The organism is Gaetbulibacter saemankumensis DSM 17032 (assembly GCF_000425645.1).
GTDB lineage: Bacteria > Bacteroidota > Bacteroidia > Flavobacteriales > Flavobacteriaceae > Gaetbulibacter > Gaetbulibacter saemankumensis.
In genome coordinates, this window is sequence record NZ_AUDV01000008.1 from 15,688 (window position 1) to 37,125 (window position 21,438).

The 21,438-nt window shown below is 33.5% G+C and carries 15 protein-coding genes; 11 read left to right on the top strand and 4 right to left on the bottom strand.

The window, feature by feature from the left end; genetic code table 11:
• Positions 1–83: 83 nt before the first annotated feature.
• Both lon and H611_RS0105840 read right to left on the bottom strand, forming a co-directional pair.
• Positions 84–2,534 (bottom strand): endopeptidase La, encoded by a 2,451-nt coding sequence (lon, locus tag H611_RS0105835; RefSeq protein WP_027137469.1) that lies wholly within the window; start codon positions 2,532–2,534, stop codon positions 84–86.
• Between the two features lie 178 nt (positions 2,535–2,712).
• Positions 2,713–3,363: a rhomboid family intramembrane serine protease gene (locus H611_RS0105840; RefSeq protein WP_027137470.1), complete on the bottom strand. Its 651-nt coding sequence runs from the start codon at positions 3,361–3,363 to the stop codon at positions 2,713–2,715.
• Between the two features lie 62 nt (positions 3,364–3,425).
• Between H611_RS0105840 and H611_RS0105845 the strand changes: the two genes are divergently transcribed.
• A complete protein-coding gene (locus tag H611_RS0105845) occupies positions 3,426–4,310 on the top strand; it encodes a lysophospholipid acyltransferase family protein (RefSeq protein ID WP_027137471.1) in 885 nt (294 codons plus the stop codon).
• Positions 4,311–4,387: 77 nt separating this feature from the next.
• Here the strand turns inward: H611_RS0105845 and glmM are convergent, their stop codons facing one another.
• The gene (glmM, locus tag H611_RS0105850; RefSeq protein ID WP_027137472.1) at positions 4,388–5,776 is read right to left on the bottom strand and encodes a phosphoglucosamine mutase; all 1,389 of its coding nucleotides are present in this window, start codon (positions 5,774–5,776) and stop codon (positions 4,388–4,390) included.
• Between the two features lie 77 nt (positions 5,777–5,853).
• Between glmM and H611_RS0105855 the strand changes: the two genes are divergently transcribed.
• Together H611_RS0105855 and H611_RS0105860 are read left to right on the top strand one after the other, a co-directional pair.
• Positions 5,854–6,456 (top strand): acyl carrier protein phosphodiesterase, encoded by a 603-nt coding sequence (locus H611_RS0105855; RefSeq protein WP_027137473.1) that lies wholly within the window; start codon positions 5,854–5,856, stop codon positions 6,454–6,456.
• Between the two features lie 170 nt (positions 6,457–6,626).
• Positions 6,627–7,343: a hypothetical protein gene (locus H611_RS0105860; protein WP_027137474.1), complete on the top strand. Its 717-nt coding sequence runs from the start codon at positions 6,627–6,629 to the stop codon at positions 7,341–7,343.
• A 7-nt stretch (positions 7,344–7,350) separates the two neighbouring features.
• Here the strand turns inward: H611_RS0105860 and H611_RS0105865 are convergent, their stop codons facing one another.
• Positions 7,351–7,875 (bottom strand): hypothetical protein, encoded by a 525-nt coding sequence (locus H611_RS0105865; RefSeq protein WP_027137475.1) that lies wholly within the window; start codon positions 7,873–7,875, stop codon positions 7,351–7,353.
• A 408-nt stretch (positions 7,876–8,283) separates the two neighbouring features.
• Between H611_RS0105865 and H611_RS0105870 the strand changes: the two genes are divergently transcribed.
• The 8 genes from H611_RS0105870 to H611_RS0105905 all read left to right on the top strand — a co-directional run bounded on the left by H611_RS0105870 (position 8,284) and on the right by H611_RS0105905 (position 21,428).
• Positions 8,284–8,649 (top strand): hypothetical protein, encoded by a 366-nt coding sequence (locus tag H611_RS0105870; protein WP_027137476.1) that lies wholly within the window; start codon positions 8,284–8,286, stop codon positions 8,647–8,649.
• A gap of 135 nt (positions 8,650–8,784) precedes the next feature.
• Entirely contained in the window at positions 8,785–11,616 is a 2,832-nt protein-coding gene (uvrA, locus tag H611_RS0105875; protein WP_027137477.1) for an excinuclease ABC subunit UvrA, read from the top strand.
• A 29-nt stretch (positions 11,617–11,645) separates the two neighbouring features.
• The gene (locus H611_RS0105880) at positions 11,646–12,335 is read left to right on the top strand and encodes an LOG family protein (RefSeq protein WP_027137478.1); all 690 of its coding nucleotides are present in this window, start codon (positions 11,646–11,648) and stop codon (positions 12,333–12,335) included.
• A 76-nt stretch (positions 12,336–12,411) separates the two neighbouring features.
• Complete coding sequence (locus H611_RS0105885) at positions 12,412–15,261, top strand: gluzincin family metallopeptidase (protein ID WP_157515059.1); 2,850 nt, start codon at positions 12,412–12,414, stop codon at positions 15,259–15,261.
• 189 nt (positions 15,262–15,450) lie between these two features.
• Positions 15,451–17,862 (top strand): alpha-ketoacid dehydrogenase subunit alpha/beta, encoded by a 2,412-nt coding sequence (locus H611_RS0105890; protein ID WP_027137480.1) that lies wholly within the window; start codon positions 15,451–15,453, stop codon positions 17,860–17,862.
• An 85-nt stretch (positions 17,863–17,947) separates the two neighbouring features.
• Positions 17,948–18,427: a hypothetical protein gene (locus H611_RS0105895; RefSeq protein ID WP_027137481.1), complete on the top strand. Its 480-nt coding sequence runs from the start codon at positions 17,948–17,950 to the stop codon at positions 18,425–18,427.
• Between the two features lie 111 nt (positions 18,428–18,538).
• A complete protein-coding gene (gene pheT / locus H611_RS0105900; protein ID WP_027137482.1) occupies positions 18,539–20,962 on the top strand; it encodes a phenylalanine--tRNA ligase subunit beta in 2,424 nt (807 codons plus the stop codon).
• A 229-nt stretch (positions 20,963–21,191) separates the two neighbouring features.
• On the top strand, positions 21,192–21,428 hold the full coding sequence (locus H611_RS0105905) for a hypothetical protein (protein WP_027137483.1): 237 nt from the start codon (positions 21,192–21,194) through the stop codon (positions 21,426–21,428).
• The last annotated feature ends 10 nt before the right edge of the window (positions 21,429–21,438 follow it).

Consider the following 21,438-nt stretch of genomic DNA (forward strand, 5'->3'; position numbering starts at 1 on the left):
TCTATCTTAAAACGATAGTATCCAGCTTTTATTTTAAATAAAAAACCTCGACTACATATCGAGGTTTTAAATTATTTAATTTTTTAAAGCTTCTTTGCGTTACTTACTTTTTGATTCGTAATAGCTATATCTATGACTTCACGCATTTCGGTGACATAGTGAAATGTTAAGCCCTTTAAGTATTCTGGTTTTATTTCTTCTATATCACGACGGTTCTCTTCGCACAATAAAATCTCTTTAATTCTAGCACGCTTAGCTGCTAATATTTTTTCTTTGATTCCCCCTACTGGCAAGACTTTTCCTCGAAGGGTAATCTCCCCTGTCATGGCTAAACTTTTCTTAACCTTTTTCTGCGTGAAAAGTGATACTAACGAGGTTAACATCGTTACACCCGCACTTGGTCCGTCTTTAGGTGTGGCGCCTTCTGGAACGTGAATATGTACATTGTATTTGTCGAAAACTTCTGGATTAATTCCAAAAGCTTCAGCATTAGACTTAATATACTCCATAGCAATGGTAGCAGATTCTTTCATAACCTTTCCAAGATTTCCAGTTATGGAAAGAAGTCCTTTTCCACTAGATAAAATCGATTCAATAAACAATATATCGCCTCCTACACTGGTCCACGCCAAACCTGTTACTACCCCTGCAACATTATTATTTTCGTATTTATCACGTTCTAATTTTGGACCACCAAGAACCTCTATAATATCTTCGTTTGTAACTTTGATATTATATTCTTCTTCCATAGCAATATTTTTAGCCGCATGGCGAACCATTTTGGCAATTTGTTTTTCAAGACCACGTACACCAGATTCTCTTGTATAACCCTCAACTATTTTTTCTAATTGTGGTTTAGCTATTTTCAAATCCTTTTCACTCATTCCGTGCTCCTTTAATTGCTTTGGCAACAAATGACGCTTAGCAATTTCAACCTTTTCTTCAATGGTATAACCAGTTACGTTTATAATTTCCATACGATCACGTAACGCCGGTTGAATGGTTGCCAAACTATTGGAGGTAGCAATAAACATGACTTTTGATAGATCGAAACCCATCTCTAAGAAATTATCGTAAAATTCACTGTTTTGCTCTGGATCCAATACTTCCAACATAGCTGACGAAGGATCTCCTTGATTAGAATTAGACAACTTATCAATCTCATCTAAAACGAATACAGGATTTGAAGTACCTGCCTTTTTTAAACTTTGAATAATTCGGCCCGGCATAGCTCCAATGTAAGTTTTTCGATGCCCTCGTATTTCAGCCTCATCACGCAAACCACCAAGCGAAATACGTACATATTCACGACCTAATGCCTCTGCTATCGATTTTCCTAAGGAGGTTTTACCAACACCTGGAGGTCCATAAAGACACAGAATTGGCGATTTCATATCGTTACGCAGTTTCAATACGGCAAGATATTCGATAATACGACGTTTTACATCTTCCAAACCAAAATGATCACGATCTAAAATCTTTTTTGCACGTTTTAAATCAAATTTATCTTCACTGAATTCATTCCAAGGCAAGTCTAAAAACAATTCTAAATAATTCCTTTGAATAGAATATTCAGCAACCTGAGGATTCATGCGCTGCATCTTTGCCAGCTCTTTTTCGAAATGCTTAGCTACCTTTTCATCCCACTGCTTCTCTTCAGCAAGCTTGCGCATTTCTTCTATTTCTTGATCATGATTTACACCTCCAAGCTCTTCCTGAATAGTCTTCATTTGCTGATGCAAAAAGTACTCTCGCTGCTGCTGACTCATGTCCATTTGTACCTTAGACTGAATATCATTCTTAAGTTCTAACTTTTGATATTCAAGATTCATATACTTTAGAGTAGCCAGCGCTCGTTTTTTAAGATCATCAATTTCTAAAAGAGATTGCTTTTCTGAAACTGCTAAATTCATATTAGAAGCCACAAAATTGATTAAAAACGAATTACTTTCAATATTTTTAATAGCAAAAGAGGCTTCACTTGGAATATTTGGACTTTCCTTAATAATGCTTAATGCTAAATCTTTAATAGAATCAATAATGGCAGCAAACTCCTTATTTTTTACCGCCGGTCTTGCCTCAGGCAAATCGCGAATCGTCGCGTTCATATATGGTTCCTCTGTTAACACTTCGGCAACCTTAAAACGTTTTTTACCTTGAATAATAACGGTTACATTTCCATCAGGCATTTTAAGTACACGTAGAATTTTTGCAACAGTACCAATTACATGAATCTCCTTAGCAGAAGGGTCTTCTACGGCCTCATCCTTTTGTGCTACAACCCCTATCACCTTACTACCTTTATTAGCATCGTTTATCAACTTAATTGATTTATCACGACCTGCTGTAATAGGGATAACCACCCCTGGAAACAAAACCGTATTTCTTAATGATAAAATAGGTAACGTTTCGGGTAATTCCTCATTATTTATTTCCTCCTCGTCTTCGGGTGTCATTAGCGGAATTAATTCTGAATTCTCATCAAAATCCTGTAATGACAAACTGTCAAGGCTTAAAAAATTATTTTTTTTCATAGATCTATTTAGGTCAATCTGTCATAAAGACAAATCATTTCTTTTAGTTTTATCTGCTTCAAAAGCAACAATTACTTATATATCAATAATTTAAGAGCAACTATAAATAACTCTTCAATATTAATGGTCAATACTTATGCCATAATTTGATGCTCAAGATAATAGGACAGTTGCAACTTTACATTTTACCCATTTTCTTCAAAATATAAAGTAACACAATCGGCAAGGCCAATAAAACAATCATTAACAAATTGGTAGCAAAAAGTGAAGGTACCAAAACCAAGGTTATGACATAACCTCCAATAGCCCCACCAAAATGAGCATCGTGTCCTATATTTCCGATTCTATTTTTCATTCCATATATAGAATACAATAAATAGCCAATTCCAAAAATATAAGCAGGAATAGGAATTGGCACAAAAAACAAATACAAGCTCATACCAGGTTGTAATAAAATAGCCGAATATAAAACACCTGTTACAGCACCACTGGCTCCAACTGCACTATAATGATATTCATTTTTATGAAATAGTAACGATAAATAATTACCAACAAACAAACTTCCGATGTAAATAAATAAAAATCCCACGGTACCGACGTCTGTAAAGACAGGGCGGGCAAAAAAATATAATGTTAGCATGTTAAACAACAAATGCTGTGTATCGACATGTAAAAAACCGGCACTAAACAATCTGATTTTCTCTCCACGTTGTATTGCTCCTACCTGAAACTTATATTGTTCAAAAAAGCTAAAATCACCAAACCCTTTATACGAGATTATTACGTTTGCCGCAATCATTATTATAGTAATCATATCTAAATTGCCCATCATGTGTAAAAGTTTAATTTCAAATTAGCATATATTTGCGCTTACAAATCTAAAATTTATTCATGCAATTTCTAGCATATATTCTGGTTTATCCTATTTTATGGTTAATTTCCATTCTGCCTTTTCGTTTACTTTACCTTTTATCTGATGGCGTGTTTATTTTAATATACCATCTTATTGGCTACAGAAAAAAAGTTGTTAAAGCTAATTTACAATTGGTTTTTCCTGAAAAAAGCGAAGCTGAAGTAAAGGTTATTATGAAAAAATTCTATCACCATTTATGTGATATGTTTTTAGAAATGGCAAAAACCCTGACTATTTCTGATGCCACTTTACAAAAACGCTTTAAAATCACAAATCCAAAAGAATTAAAGCGCATTGAATCTTTAAACAAAAGTATCATTTTAATGTTTGGACATTATGCCAGCTGGGAATGGTCTATTGCCGTACAAAAACACCTTAAATATACCGGATTCGCAGTATATAAAAAACTAGCCAATAAATACTTTGATAGTTTGGTTAGAAAAATCCGCTCTAAGTTTAACACACAATTAATTAGCACCAAAGAAACTATAAGTACAATTAATGAAAATGAAAGCTTAGGAAAAAAAAGTGTTACTGCTTTTTTAAGTGACCAATCGCCTCGTCCTAGCAAAGATGTTTACTGGAGTAAATTTATGGGTGTTGAAGTGCCTTGTTTTACAGGTGCCGAACGAATTGCTAAAAAGCTAGATTTATCTATTGCTTATTTAAAAATTAAAAAGGTAAAACGCGGTTATTATGAAGCCGAATTTATAACACTGGCTGATAACACTCAAGGTTATAAAGATTTCGAACTTACAGATATGTTTTTGAGAATTGTGGAAGAACAAATTAGAGAAGCTCCTGAATATTACTTCTGGACTCATAAACGCTGGAAACACCTTGGCAAGAAACATACTGCATAACTTTTTATATTTTAATCATAAAAAAAGGGAAACTATAATTAATTATAGTTTCCCTTTACTCTTTTTATAAAGCGCTATTAAGCTTTTGCTATATCAACAATCTCTTCAATAAATTTATCAGCCAAAGCATCGGCTTCATTTTGCGATTTAGCCTCGGTGTATATTCTAATAATAGGCTCCGTATTACTTTTTCGTAAATGCACCCAACTCTCAGGGAAATCAATCTTAACACCATCAATAGTGGTTAATTGTTCATGTTGATAACGAACCTCGATAGTTTTTAAAATAGCATCAACATCTAAATCTGGTGTTAATTCTATTTTCTTCTTACTCATAAAATAATTTGGATAGGTTTTTCTTAACTCGCTTACCGTCATTTTTCGTTCGGCTAATAAGCTTAAAAACAAGGCCACACCTACTAAGGCATCTCTACCGTAATGAGATTCTGGATATATAATACCACCATTGCCTTCACCTCCAATAACCACGTTATTTTCTTTCATAAGCTTAACAACATTCACTTCACCTACAGCACTAGCTTCATAGCTTCCTCCATGTTTTTCAGTTATATCACGAAGCGCTCTGGTCGAACTCATGTTACTTACAGTATTTCCAGGAGTTTTACTCAACACATAATCTGCACATGCCACCAGCGTATATTCTTCACCAAACATATCCCCATTTTCATCCATAAAGGCTAAGCGATCCACATCAGGATCTACAACAATACCAAAATCGGCATGATGTTTTTTTACAGCTTCAGACAAATCCGTTAAATGCTCTTTTAATGGCTCTGGATTATGCGGAAAATGTCCATTAGGCTCACAATACAGCTTTATCACATCAACACCTAAACGCTCTAATAATAATGGTATTGCAACTCCACCTGAAGAATTCACTCCATCTACAACTACTTTAAAACGTGCTTCTTCTATAGGTTTTACTGTTACTAATGGTAAATCTAAAACCTCTATAATATGTAAATCTATATACGCCTTATTTTTAGTAATTCTCCCTAAATTATCTACATCTGCAAAATTAATAGTATTGCCTTCTGCTATCTCTAATATTTTTGCACCTTCTACACCATCTAAAAACTCCCCTTTGGCGTTCAATAGTTTTAACGCATTCCATTGTTTTGGATTATGACTGGCAGTTAAAATAATACCTCCATCGGCCTGCTCCATTGGAACTGCGACTTCAACAGTTGGTGTAGTAGATAAACCAATATCCACGACATCAATTCCCAACCCAATTAAAGTATTCATAACCAAATTCTGGATCATTTTACCCGATATACGAGCATCTCTACCTACTACAACTTTATGATTGTCTTTATTTCTTTGTTGCTTTATCCAAACCCCATAAGCCGCTGCAAATTTTACAGCATCAATTGGCGTAAGGTTATCTCCAACATTTCCTCCTATAGTTCCTCTAATTCCAGAGATTGATTTTATTAATGTCATGGTTAATTTTTAAAATTTAAAACAAATATACAATTACAATATTGTATTTCTTAAAAGGGAATTCGTAAATTTCTCGAATGAACTATTTAGCCCACATCTATCTGTCTGGAGATAATGATTTAATCTCAATTGGAAATTTTATAGCCGATGGCATTAAAGGAAAAGCTTACCTAAACTACCCTAGAGATTTTCGAATTGGCATACTATTGCATAGAAATATTGACACCTACACAGACTCACACCCCATAGTAAGGCAAAGCACTAAACGTCTTCATAATAAATACAGTCATTATTCAGGTGTTATCGTTGATATTTTTTACGATCATTTTTTAGCTAAATACTGGAATAAATATTGTGACACACCACTTAGTGATTACACTACCCAATTTTATGAGGCTTTACAAACTCATTACGACATTTTACCAGATAAAATTAAAAACATGCTCCCTTATATGTTACAAGATAACTGGCTAGTAAGCTATGCTTCTATTGATGGTATTTCCAAAGTTTTAGAAGGTATGAACCGACGAACAAAATATAAATCAGGCATGAATGAAGCCGTAAAAGAATTAGAAACATTTTACACAGAATTTGAAAATGAATTTTTCCTGTTTTTTGAAGACCTAAAGCAGTTTTCAGAATTAAGACTCCTAGAGCATTCTAAAAACATTTTAGAATAATAAAAGACATACTTAATAGTCCTATTTCAAAGATGAAATACACAAGTAACAACCTGTAATCGATTTAGCACATACAATCATCGGTTTTCAACTATATAACTTGATTAACATACTCTTTATTAATATTTTAGCAAAACACATTAGCTAATTTAGACGCGAAATTTTACAACATGAAATTGAAAAAAATTATTAGAATATCTTTAGGTCTATTTATTTTCTTGACCCTACCCAGTATATTATTTTTCAGTTTCGTTTATTTTAAATACAATGAAGATTTACCAAAAGGAATAGAAGGTAAACAAGCAGACTCTTTAGCTCATGCTATGCTTGTTGCTTTAAATCATGAAGCATATCAAAACACAAATACCATTGAATGGAGTTTTAAAAAACGTCGTCATTATAAATGGGACAAAAAAAATAATATGTGTGACGTATATTGGAAAGAATACAAAGTAACCTTAGACCTAAATAATCACACCTATAGTAAAGCTTATATACATAGTTTTAATGTTGACAGTAAAGCTGGGGAAGATCTCAAAACTAAAGCCTTAGATTATTTTAAAAACGATTCCTTCTGGTTAGTAGCACCTTATCAGGTGTTCGACAAGAACACACTACGCCAAGTGGTAGAATTAGAAAACAACAATCTAGGGCTTTTAGTCACCTACTTAAAAGAGCAGGATGAGACAAACGATTCGTATCTTTGGTTTTTTGATGATGATGGAAAACCGAAAGCTTTTAAAATGTGGACCTCCCAACTGCCTTTTAACGGATTAACCGCCTCCTGGAACGATTGGGAAACTACTGAAACTGGCGCTATATTGCCCACATTTCACAAGCTATTCATCTTAGGTCTAGAAATTGACTATTTAAAAACAGAATTTTAAAAAATCCCTATTTACTTCTTTGGCCAACAAATTGATGACTTTTAGATTTAAATAAAATATTAAAACTCGTTAAGCTTCCATATATCCTTGTAATGTATTGCTGCAAATCTATTTTTCCTTGCTCATCTAAATCACTGGCATTTATTCTTTGCTCCATAACCCGCAAACGATCTCTAACCATGATTATTTTATGAAAAAACTTATCGATAGGTAATTCATACGGTTTCAAACTTTCATCTGCAGGTTGTAATATAAGAGTACCTCCTTTAAATTTATCAGCAATAGGAACCACCTCACTTACATCGCTCCATTTCTTTAATATCTGAACCAAACTTTGCTCTACTTCCGAAAAACTTACGGCATCTACATCACCGTCTGTGGCTTCAATAATTTCAAATTCACTATCCAAATCTATAGTTTCTAAACCATTTTCTATAAAAGTAACCCAATAATGTTGAGAAGTCACATTTGTAACTACCCCTTTACCATATGTTGCATGTTCAATTCTAGAACCTATTCCTAATAATCTCATTATTTATCATTTAATTTATTCATATTCCAAATCTAAAACATAAAAAATATTTTTACAACAAACACAAGACAAATAGATTTCAAGTAAAAACGGAAAAATATTCTTAAAAATCAAAGAATAAGTTTTCTTAAATTAAAGTTAAACATCATTTTTTCATATTTAAAACACCCCCTATTTTTTCATATACTAATCTTAATTTAAGACATATTTTTCCTATTTATACCCTTAAAAAAAGAACTCCTAGGACAAAAAATTACACAACCCCAATTAACCACCCCTTATTCCTATAGGATTGATGTGTTTACCACCTAGATTCTAAATGGTTAAAACTTTCTAAACACCTTTAAAATCAACACTTTTTATGTATATATTTGATAAAAAATTAATAACAATTTAAATACATAAATCATGAAAAAAGTACTTTTTTTATTACTTTTCGTATCAGGATTAGCATTTGCTAATAACAATAATCCAGTAAATTCACAAGATACGCCACAAATAGGCGATGAATTAATTATCAATGCTGTATCAAACATAAAATATAATCATGTTAACTTCCCTAAATTAAACTTCATTGTTAAACGTGGAGGTTTGGCTACATACAAAACGGTTCATGGTAATGAAGTGGTAATAAAAGAAGTAAACGCTGAAAACGGGAAAACAACCGTCGTTCTAGAAAAAAAAGATGGTAGTAAATTTTTTGGATATTTAACTTCGGTTGAAGCCGATTACGAAGCCTCATTAAATTCTGGTGAATTATCAGTTAAAAATTAAGACTTTTACAAGCCTAACATAGTATTGAAAGCTGCACATAATTGTGCAGCTTTTTTTTATTTAAAAAATAAAATCTGAAATTAACTTTACTTCCTTTTAAAGTCTAAAATTGTACCTTTACCCTTTTCCCAATATATGAGCCAATTTGACGAATTTATTGAAGTACAAGGAGCGCGAGTTCATAATTTAAAGAATATCGACGTATCGATTCCCCGTGAAAAGTTAGTAGTAATTACAGGTCTGTCCGGTAGCGGTAAATCCTCTTTAGCTTTTGATACGATTTATGCTGAAGGACAGCGTCGTTATATCGAAACATTTTCTGCTTATGCGAGACAATTCTTAGGAGGATTGGAACGTCCTGATGTTGATAAAATTGATGGACTCTCACCAGTCATTGCTATCGAACAAAAAACAACCAGTAAATCACCACGTTCTACCGTAGGTACGATTACTGAAATATATGATTTCCTCAGACTTTTATATGCCAGAGCAAGCGATGCTTATAGTTATAACACCGGAGAAAAAATGGTTAGTTATAATGATGAACAAATAAAAGAACTGATAGTTAATCATTTTAAAGGAAAACGAATAAACATATTAGCACCTGTAATTCGCTCTCGAAAAGGTCATTATCGTGAATTATTCGAACAAATAGCAAAACAAGGATTTGTAAAAGTTAGAACTGATGGTACTATTCAAAATTTAACAAAAGGCCTGAAACTTGATCGTTATAAGACACATGATATTGAAATTGTAATTGATCGATTGGTTATTGATGATTCAACCGATAACGACAAACGCCTTACCGAATCTATACATACCGCAATGTACCATGGTGATAACGTGCTTATGGTGTTAGACCAAGATAGCAACGAAACACGTTATTTCAGTCGAAACCTCATGTGTCCGTCAACTGGAATATCATACCCAAACCCTGAGCCCAATAATTTTTCATTCAATTCACCCAAAGGCGCTTGCAGTCATTGTAATGGCATTGGCACCTTATATCAGGTTAATATTAATAAGATAATTCCAGACGATACACTTTCTATAAAAAATGGCGCATTAGCGCCTCATGGGCCAGAAAAGAAAAGTTGGATTTTCAAACAGCTTGAAACTATCGCACAACGCTTTAATTTTAAATTAACCGATGCCTATAAAGATATTCCCGAGGAGGCAAAACAAATAATCCTCTTTGGGGGTAACGAAAAATTTTCAGTAGAAAGTAAAACCTTAGGTGTTACCCGAGATTACAAAATTGATTTCGAAGGTGTTGCTAATTTTATTGAAAACCAATACAGAACAGCTGAATCTACTTCCTTAAAACGATGGGCAAAAGATTATATGGATAAAATTGAATGTCCTGAATGCCATGGCAGTAGATTAAAAAAAGAATCGCTTTTCTTTAAAATTAACAACAAAAATATTGCAGAATTAGCAAACACCGATATTGTTGATCTTTCTAAATGGTTTGAAGATTTACATAATCACCTTTCAGAAAAACAACTGAAGATTGCAGAAGAAATTCTAAAAGAAATAAAATCCAGAATACAATTTTTATTGGATGTAGGTCTCGATTATTTGGCTTTAAACAGAAGCTCAAAATCATTATCAGGTGGTGAAGCCCAACGTATTCGCCTTGCTACTCAAATAGGATCGCAACTTGTGGGAGTACTTTATATTTTGGACGAACCAAGTATTGGTCTTCATCAGCGTGATAACGAAAAACTTATTAATTCATTGATCTCTTTACGTGATATAGGTAATTCGATAATTGTTGTAGAGCACGACAAAGACATGATTGAACGCGCCGATTACGTCATTGATATTGGACCAAAAGCTGGCAAATATGGTGGAAAAATTATTAGCATTGGGTCGCCTAAGGAACTTTTAACGCATCATACTCTAACGGCCGATTACCTTAACAATACCAAGAGTATTGAAATACCTGAAAAACGTCGCGAAGGCAATGGGAATTTCTTAGAACTAAAAGGCTGCACTGGAAACAACTTAAAAAATGTATCGGTAAAGTTTCCATTAGGCAAAATGATAGGTATTACAGGTGTTTCTGGAAGTGGTAAATCAACCTTAATTAATGAAACCCTCTATCCTATTTTGAATTCTCATTATTTTAATGGCGTTAAAAAACCCATGCCTTACAAAAGCATAAAGGGATTAGAACATATCGATAAAGTTATCGACATAAACCAATCGCCGATTGGAAGAACTCCTAGAAGCAATCCTGCTACCTATACGGGAACTTTTAGTGAAATCAGAGCTTTATTTGCAAAAATTCCCGAGGCTATGATTCGTGGTTATAAAGCTGGTCGATTTAGTTTTAATGTGAAAGGTGGTAGATGCGAAACCTGTCAGGGAGGAGGGTTACGTGTTATTGAAATGAATTTTCTTCCAGATGTTTACGTAGAATGTGAAACTTGCCAAGGTAAACGATTTAATCGGGAAACCCTTGAAATTAGATACAAAGGAAAATCTATAAGCGATGTATTGGATATGACCATTAATGAAGCTGTCGATTTCTTTGAACATATTCCAAAAATTCATCGTAAACTCAAAACCATCAAGGATGTTGGTCTTGGATACATTACACTAGGACAACAAAGCACTACCCTTTCTGGTGGAGAAGCCCAGCGTATCAAACTCGCTACCGAACTTAGTAAACGAGATACTGGTAATACTTTTTATATATTAGACGAACCTACAACAGGTCTTCATTTTGAAGATATACGTGTACTAATGCAAGTTCTAAATAAGCTAACGGATAAAGGCAATACGGTTTTAATTATTGAACACAATTTAGATGTTATTAAAACCGTTGACTACATTATTGATATTGGCTACGAAGGTGGTAAAGGCGGTGGTAAAGTCGTAGCGAAAGGAACACCTGAAGAAGTGGCAAAAGACAAAAAAAGTTATACCGCTAAATTTTTAAAGAAAGAATTAAACTAAAACAACAACCTCAAATAAACTATACGTATATGGTTACAGAACATCATCATAAAGGCTGGAACGAAATAAAAACTAATGATTCATGGGCCATCTTCAAAATAATGGGAGAATTCGTCAATGGCTTTGAAAAGATGAGTCAAATAGGTCCTTGTGTATCTATTTTCGGATCGGCGAGAACAAAACCAGAAGATAAATATTATGAACTTGCTGAAAAAATCGCACAAAGTATTGTTGAGGCTGGTTACGGTGTAATTACCGGAGGAGGTCCAGGTATAATGGAAGCTGGAAATAAAGGAGCACACATTGGCGGAGGCACCTCGGTTGGACTTAATATAGATTTACCTTTTGAGCAAAATGATAACCCTTATATCGATCCAGATAAAAACTTAGATTTCGATTACTTCTTTGTGCGTAAAGTTATGTTTGTAAAATATTCTCAAGGATTTGTAGTTATGCCAGGGGGCTTTGGAACTTTAGATGAACTTTTTGAAGCCATAACACTTATTCAAACGCATAAAATTGAAAAGTTCCCTATCATTCTTGTCGGAACAAATTTCTGGAAAGGTCTTATAGATTGGATAAAGTCAACCCTTTTAGAGGGGTATGGAAATATTAGCCCTAAAGATTTAGACTTAATTCATTTGGTAGATACCGATGAAGAAGTGATCAACATTCTAGATTCTTTCTATAAAGTATCATCTTTAAGTCCTAATTTCTAGACAAACGTTTCAAATTACTTGAAGGCATCGATATTTTGCTATATTGCAATTGCTTTTTAATAGCTATCAATTATACATGTTTAAGAATCTTTTGAAACCACATTTTTTATATACTCTTATTGTTGTACTATTCTATTTAAGTGGCTTTAGCCAGAATAAAATAGAATTAAAAGCCCATTTTAATATTGAAAGGAAACAGATTAAAATTAGTCAAACCATTCAATATCAAAATACAACAAATGATGAGCTTCAAACGATTTACTTAAACGATTGGGGAAACAGTTTTTCAACCAAAACAACACCTCTGGCTAAACGCATTGCCGAAGAATACAAAAACGAATTTCATCTGGCCAAGAATAACGAGCGGGGTTATTCTGTAATAACTTCCATTAAGCAGAATGGACAAGACCTTGTGTTTCAACAATTAAAAAATCAAAATGATATTATTAAAGTTGAGTTAAACACAGCGTTACAACCTAAGAGTTCTTATAACATTCAGATAGAATATATTATTCAAATACCAAGCGATAAATTCACAAAGTATGGCGTTGATGTTAATGGAGATTTAAATCTAAGATATTGGCGAATTAGTCCTGCCATATATGATGGCGCATGGCAATATTACAGTAATAAAGACCTAGATGACATGTTTGTTCCGGCTGCAGATATTTCAATGGAACTTGAATTTCCAGGTAATTATCATTTAACAACCGATTTAGATTTAGTTAGATCTGAAACCATTGGGTCCAATAAGATTATAAAATTACAAGGTAAAAATCGTATAAATGACAAATTGTTCTTAAGTAAGAGGGCGACTTTTGAACGGATGAACACCAGAGACTTCACTTTAATCTCAAATATTGATGATGAAGGACTTGAGGTTTTAGAAAAAGCCCTTATTTTGGGTCGTGTCTCAAAATATATCTTTGAGAACTTTGGCGAATATCCACATGACAAACTCTTATTAAGTCAGATAGATTATGATAAAAATCCTATTTACGGGCTTAATATTCTTCCAAAATTTTTAAAGCCCTACCCTAACCATTTTAACTATGAACTTAAACTTGTTAAAATAGCAATTCATAATTATTTAGAAAACACTTTATTTCTTAACCCAAGAAAGGAACAATGGCTGCTTGATGGAATCGAAATTTTCTTTCTAATGAATTATGTTGACGAATATTACCCTAAAATGAAATTCCTAGGTGACATTGCTAACATTTGGGGGGTGCGTTCCTTTCATGCCGCAGACATGGCATATAACGATAAATACACTTTAGCTTACATGCTTATGGCGCGAACCAATAGAGATCAACCATTGAGCATGGCTAAAGATTCTTTACTGAAATTTAATGCCAACATCGCAAATAAATACAAAGCAGGAATAGGTTTAAATTATTTAGACGATTTCATTAATAGCAATCACACTGTGGAACAAATTATTGAAGATTTTCTTAAGAACAACAAATTACAAACTACCACAACTTCAGAATTTGAGGCTTTTATAAAATCGAAAACTACTAAGGATATAGATTGGTTTTTCACAGACTATTTAAGTTCACGAAAGATTATTGATTATAAAATTAAAAATGTTTCAAAGACTGAAGACTCCATAACCCTTACAATAAAAAACAAGCATAATACAAGTATGCCAATCTCGTTATACAGCCTTAATAATGACAGTATTATTTCTAAAACATGGGTTGAAAACGTATCAAAATTTAAAACACTCACAATCCCTAGAAATGACGCCAACAAACTCGTTTTAAATTACGAAAAAGTCATACCAGAATATAATATTAGAGATAATTGGAAATCACTTAAGGGCATATTTTTTAATAATAAACCTTTACAATTTAGATTATTTAAAGACATTGAAGATCCCTATTATAATCAGGTGTTTTTTATGCCTATAGTTGAATTTAACAATATTTATGACGGATTTATACTAGGTATAAACGCCTACAATAAAACAGTGTTAAGGAAATTATTCGATTATAAAATAAAACCTGTATATGCCTTTAAATCGCGATCATTAACCGGTTCGGCTGCAATTTCAAAAACACACTATTTTAGAAACAGCAATCTTTATTATTTAAATTATGGGATGTCTGGAAGTTACTCCTCATTTGCTGAAGATTTATTTGTTCGTAGACTAACACCATCGGTAACCTTACTTTTTCGTGAAGACAATGACTTTAGGTCGAACAAAAGGCAATTTGTTATTTTCCGTTACGTAGATATCCACCGAGATAAAGACGAATCGAATATACTAACCACTAGTGACCCTAATTACGGAGTCTTTAATGCTCGTTACTTATTCTCTAACGATAATTTAATTAATTTTAATAAATGGTATTTCGATGTACAAATAGCTCAAAAATTCTCAAAATTATCATTTAATTATGAATACAGACATTTATTTGAAAACAACCGACAACTTAATTTAAGATTTTACGGAGGAACTTTTTTAGAAAACAGGAATGACCCGACTTCCGATTATTTTAGTTTTGCCTTAGACCGCCCTACTGATTATTTATTTGAATATCCTTATTTGGGTCGATCAGAATCTTCTGGTATTTTTAGTCAGCAATATATTGAAGCCGAAGGGGGATTTAAATCTAAATTAGACACACCCTACGCAAATCAATGGATAACCACTATGAATTCAAGCACTACCCTTTGGAGATATATTTTATTATATGGAGATATTGGTTTAGTAAAAAATAAATATGAAAATCCGAAATTTGTTTATGATTCTGGTATTCGCGTTAATCTGGTTACCGATTATTTCGAAATATACCTCCCTGTATATTCCAATTTAGGATGGGAAATGGGTCAGCCCAGGTACGACCAAAAAATACGTTTTAAGTTTACAGTAGATCCGCAAGTATTATTAGGGCTTTTTAGAAGACGCTGGTTTTAAATTAATAAGCTAAGACAAAGCATTTAATTTTAATTATTCTCACTAAAAAGAGTGTTTGAGTTTGAAAAATTTAAAATATTAGAGTTTAAATTATTTTTTTTGAAATATTATCAATTTTATACTTTATTTATTTATTGTTTAAATCATAAAGATTAACTACTTTTGCAAAAGCAAAAAAGCATTCCCACTATGCAAAGTTTTCCAGAATTGAAAGACAATATTTCCTTTGAAGATTTTAAAACCGAAATCCTAAACGATTATAAAATAGCCGTAAAAAGTAGAGAATGTAGCTTACTAGGGCGCAGAGAAGTACTTACAGGTAAGGCTAAATTCGGAATTTTTGGTGATGGTAAAGAGGTGCCTCAATTAGCCATGGCCAAAGCCTTTTTAAAAGGTGATTGGCGTTCGGGGTATTACCGTGATCAAACCTTTATGATGGCAATTGGAGAATTAACTCCAGAACAGTTTTTTGCTGGACTATATGCCAATACCGATTTAAAAGAAGAGCCTATGTCCGCTGGACGCCAAATGGGAGGTCACTTCGCAACACACAGTTTAAATGAAGACGGTAGCTGGAAAGATTTAACGCAACAGTACAATTCAAGTGCTGATATATCACCTACAGCAGGCCAAATGCCTAGGTTGCTTGGTTTAGCTCAAGCCTCTAAAGTTTTTAGAAATGTAAAAGGCATTGACACGAGTAAATTCTCTGTTGACGGCAATGAGGTAGCCTGGGGAACTATAGGAAATGCAAGTACAAGCGAAGGGTTGTTTTTCGAAACAATAAATGCCGCAGGTGTATTACAGGTCCCAATGGTTATAAGTGTATGGGACGATGAATATGGTATTTCTGTACACGCCAGACATCAAACCACGAAAGAAAATATTTCTGAAATCCTTTCAGGGTTTCAACGTGATAAACATAATAAGGGGTACGAAATTTTACGCGTTAAAGGTTGGGACTATGCCAACTTAATAGAAACGTATCAGGAAGCTAGTACCATTGCCCGAGAAGAACATGTTCCTGTTTTAATTCATGTTTCTGAATTAACACAACCTCAAGGACATTCAACTTCTGGATCGCACGAACGTTACAAAAGTGCCGAGCGCTTAGCTTGGGAACAAGCACATGACTGTAACACCAAAATGCGTGAATGGATTATAGAAAGTGGAATAGCTACTCATGAAACACTAACGGAAATTGAAAGAACATTAAAAAGAGAAGTTCGTGAAGCCAAGAAAAATGCTTGGAACACCTTTTTAAGACCCGTTTTAGAGGAACAACAAGAATTAATCTCAATTCTAAAAAAAGTGGCCTCAAAAAGTATAAATGGTGTGTTTATTAATAAATTAATTGATTCACTGGCTACTACAGATGAACCAACAAGGAAAGATATTTTATCAGCTGGACGTAAAACACTTCGTCTGACTCTTGGAGAAACCTTTTCAGAAAAAACCGTTTTAGAAAATTGGATTAATAACATCTTTGAAGTTGTTCAACCAAATTTCAGTTCTCACCTATATTCAGAAACGAAACAGTCTAACATCTTAATTAAAGAAGTAAAACCAACATACGATGCCGATGCCAGTCAAGTGGATGGTCGGATTATTTTACGTGACAACTTCGATGCTATTTTTAGTAAATATCCAGAAGCGCTAATTTTTGGTGAAGACACAGGTAATATCGGTGATGTTAATCAAGGACTTGAAGGCTTACAAGAAAAATACGGCGAACTTCGAATTGCAGATGCAGGTATTCGTGAAGCTACCATTTTAGGTCAGGGTATTGGTATGTCACTTCGTGGATTACGTCCAATTGCAGAGATTCAATATTTAGATTATTTAATGTATGCTCTGCAAATCATTAGTGACGATTTAGCAACGACTCATTATAGAACTAAAGGAAAACAAAAGTCGCCTTTAATTGTTAGAACCCGTGGCCATAGATTGGAGGGTATCTGGCATTCAGGATCCCAAATGGGTGGTATTTTAAATTTGGTTCGTGGTGTTAATCTATTAGTTCCTCGAAACATGACCAAAGCAGCAGGATTTTATAATACTTTATTACAAGGTGATGATCCAGCTATTGTTATTGAATGTTTAAACGGGTATCGTTTAAAAGAAACCATGCCAAACAATCTGGGGTCTTTAAAAACACCAATAGGTGTCGTAGAAACCCTTAAAGAAGGTAAAGATATTACACTGGTATCATACGGCTCAACCCTTCGTATTGTTGAACAAGTTGCTAAGGAACTACTAGCGGTTGGTATTGATGCTGAAGTTATAGATGTTCAATCTCTTTTACCTTTCGATTTAAACCACGACATCGTTAAAAGTATTCAAAAAACGAATCGCGTTGTTATTATAGATGAAGATGTTCCTGGTGGGGCTTCAGCTTACATTTTAAATGAAATTTTAAATACTCAAAATGCTTTTCAATATTTAGATAGTCAACCAAAAACTATTACTGCTCATGCTCACAGACCAGCCTATGGTAATGATGGTGATTATTTCTCAAAACCATCGGCCGAAGATATCTTCGAAGGAGTTTATGCCGTAATGCATGAAACAGATCCTGTAGAATATCCTAAATTAAGATAAATCATAGTAGTATACAACAGCATATTTTATAACCATCGACATTCTCGGTGGTTTTTTTATATTTATAAAAATTAAAACCACACCTATGAAAGCCGCATCTCTTCGAGACATTAAAACAGAATTAAATACGCTTTCAACACAGGAGCTTCAGGAGCTATGCCTGCGTCTTTCTCGATTTAAACAGGAAAATAAAGAACTACTCACCTATCTATTATTCGAATCCCACAATGAAGACGCTTACATCGACACGATAAAAAGCTATATTGACAATGAATTAAAATCCATTAATAAAGACAGTTACTTCTATATTCGAAAGAGCATACGCAAAATCCTTCGGAACATAAAGAAATACATTCGTTATTCACTTAAAAAAGAAACCGAAGTTGAACTTCTACTCTATTTTTGCTATAAACTGAAAGACTTTAAGCCTAGTATAAAAAAAAGTCAGCAATTAGATAATATGTTTCAACGGCAACTTTCATTAAGCAAAAAGATTGTTTCCAAACTGCACGAAGATTTGCAATTTGAATTCACCGAAACCATTGAAGAATTAGAAGCTTTCTAAATTTAACATAACCCTGTAAAATTCTTTCAAAACTCCCATTTTCCATAACGTTTTCAAAAGGAAAAATGAAAAAAAATATGTAGGTTTGCACACTCAAACAGTAATAGATTTATGAAGATTTCATACAATTGGCTAAAGCAATTTATTAAGATTGATTGGTCTGCCGAGCAAACTGGTGAATTATTAACAGATTTAGGTTTAGAAGTAGAAGGCATAGACCTTTATCAATCTGTAAAAGGTGGTTTAGAAGGTGTTGTTGTAGGCGAAGTGCTTACTTGTGAACAACACCCAAATGCAGACAAGCTAAAAGTTACAACAGTTAATATAGGCACTAATGAGCCGCTTCAAATTGTATGTGGAGCACCTAATGTTGCCGCCGGACAAAAAGTACCTGTGGCTACAATTGGCACCACTTTATACACTGAAGAAGGTGAATCGTGGACTATAAAAAAAGGAAAAATACGAGGTGAGGAAAGTTTTGGAATGATATGCGCCGAAGATGAACTTGGTCTTGGAAAATCACATGATGGCATTATGGTTCTAGATGCTAAAATTAAAGTAGGAACACCATGTGCCGATTTATTTGAGATTGAAAACGATCAGATTTTCGAAATTGGGTTAACGCCAAATCGTGCCGACGCAATGAGTCATTATGGTACAGCGCGTGACTTAAAAGCTGGTTTGGTGCAAAAAGATATTAATTTAGAATTAATTACTCCTTCAGTAAGCGCATTTCACACTGATAACCGAACACTAAAAATAGATGTAGAGGTTGATAAAGAATTAGCACCTCGCTATTGCGGAGTAACTATTTCTGGTATTAAAGTAGCCGAATCCCCGGCTTGGCTGCAACATCGCTTAAAAGCTATTGGATTAAGTCCTATTAACAATATAGTGGATGCAACCAACTATGTCCTTCATGAACTTGGACAACCACTCCATGCTTTTGATGCTAACAAAATTTCAGGCAATAAAATTGAAGTAAAAACGTTAAAGGCTGGTACTAAATTTATCACATTAGATGGTGTTGAACGCGAATTACACGAAGATGATCTAATGATTTGTAATGCCGAAAAGCCTATGTGTATTGCCGGTGTTTTTGGGGGATTAGATTCTGGAGTTACTGAACATACAACCAATATCTTTTTAGAAAGTGCCTATTTCAATCCTGTTAGCATTCGTAAAACTGCAAAACGCCACGGACTGAATACTGATGCTTCTTTCCGTTTTGAACGCGGTATCGACCCTAATATTACCGAATACGCACTGAAACGTGCCACACTTTTAATCCAAGAATTAGCTGGAGGTGAAGTCACCTGCGATATTATAGATTTTTATCCAAACAAAATTGAAGATTTTCAAGTACGTTTAAGTTTTGAAAATGCCAAAAAATTGATTGGAGAAGAAATCCCTAAAGAAACAATAAAACGTATTCTTTCTTCTTTAGAAATTAAAGTAAATAACGTTACTGAAGCAGGACTTGGTTTAACTGTACCGGTATATAGAAATGATGTACAACGTGAAGCAGATATTATTGAAGAAATTCTACGTGTTTACGGCTATAATAATATAAAAACAGCCGAGAAGTTTAATGCATCGGTAGCGAATTCAACACGATTAGAAGACCATAAAGTTCAGAATATAATTGGAAATCAATTAGCCTCACAAGGTTTTTTCGAAATCATGTCTAACTCGCTTACTACACCAAACTACGCTGCATTAAGCGAGCAATTAAAGGAAGAACATAATATTACTATGTTAAATCCTTTAAGTAACGATCTATCTGTTTTAAGACAATCTATGCTATTTTCGGGACTTGAAGCTATCTCCTTCAATATTAACAGAAGAAGGTCTGATTTAAAATTATTCGAATTTGGTAAAACTTACCATGCTTACAATGAAAAGCGCGAAGAATTTAAACATTTGTCTTTGTTTATAACAGGAAACAAACAAATTGAAAATTGGAGTGCTACCAATGAGAAAAGTAATTTTTTCTTTCTTAAAGGACATATTATTTCAGTATTAGAACGACTAGGTATTTCAAGATTTAATGAAAGTCCTGTTCAAAACGATTTGTTTAGTGAAGGTATTAGTGTTGGTTTAGGAAAAATGACATTAGCTGAATTCGGATTAGTTAAAAAACCAATTTTAAAACAATTCGATATTTCTCAAGAAGTTTTATACGCCAATTTTAAATGGGACACTATTTTAACTCTAATCAAGAAGAATAAAATCACTTTTCAGCCCATTCCAAAATACCCAGAAGTTAGACGTGATTTTGCTTTGTTATTAGACGATGCAGTCACTTTTGATGCTATTTATAAGATAGCTAAAAAAACGGAAAAGAATCTACTTAAAAGTGTGAATCTGTTCGATGTTTACCAAGGAAAAAACCTTCCAGCAGGCAAGAAGAGTTATGCGGTAAGTTTTACATTGCAAGATGAAAACAAAACCCTTAACGACAAGCAAATAGATAAAATTATGAGAAATTTACAATCTCAGTTTGAAAACCAACTGGGTGCTGAATTAAGATAAGTTCTTTTTTAATTAAAAATTTAAGCCTCGTTCATTTATAAACGAGGCTTTTTTTTATTTCTTTAATTCTCATAAATTCTTCTACTTTCAGTTATTAATGTTTGTATTCTTTTCGAGCTGTTTTCTTAGTATTAATTCGATAAAATCTCTAACTAATAAAATCATAAATCTTTAGCATTATATGTTAGAAAATTTTGTATATTTAGGTAAACACCAATATTAAACGGCCATGAAAGACTCTAATTACATAAAAGTATTTACTGGAAGTCTTATTAGCTCAAGACGTATTATAGCTGAATTAGAAAAAATAGACATTAGTCCGGTAGTTAAGGAACAATCAGAATCTGGTTTACAACCAGGTATGTTTGGAGGCTCCAGAGATTATCAGGAAATATTTGTTCATAAGGATGAATTTGATGCAGCCATCAAAGCCATAGATGGATTCACCTCTGAATTAGAAGCTTAAGTCATAAAAA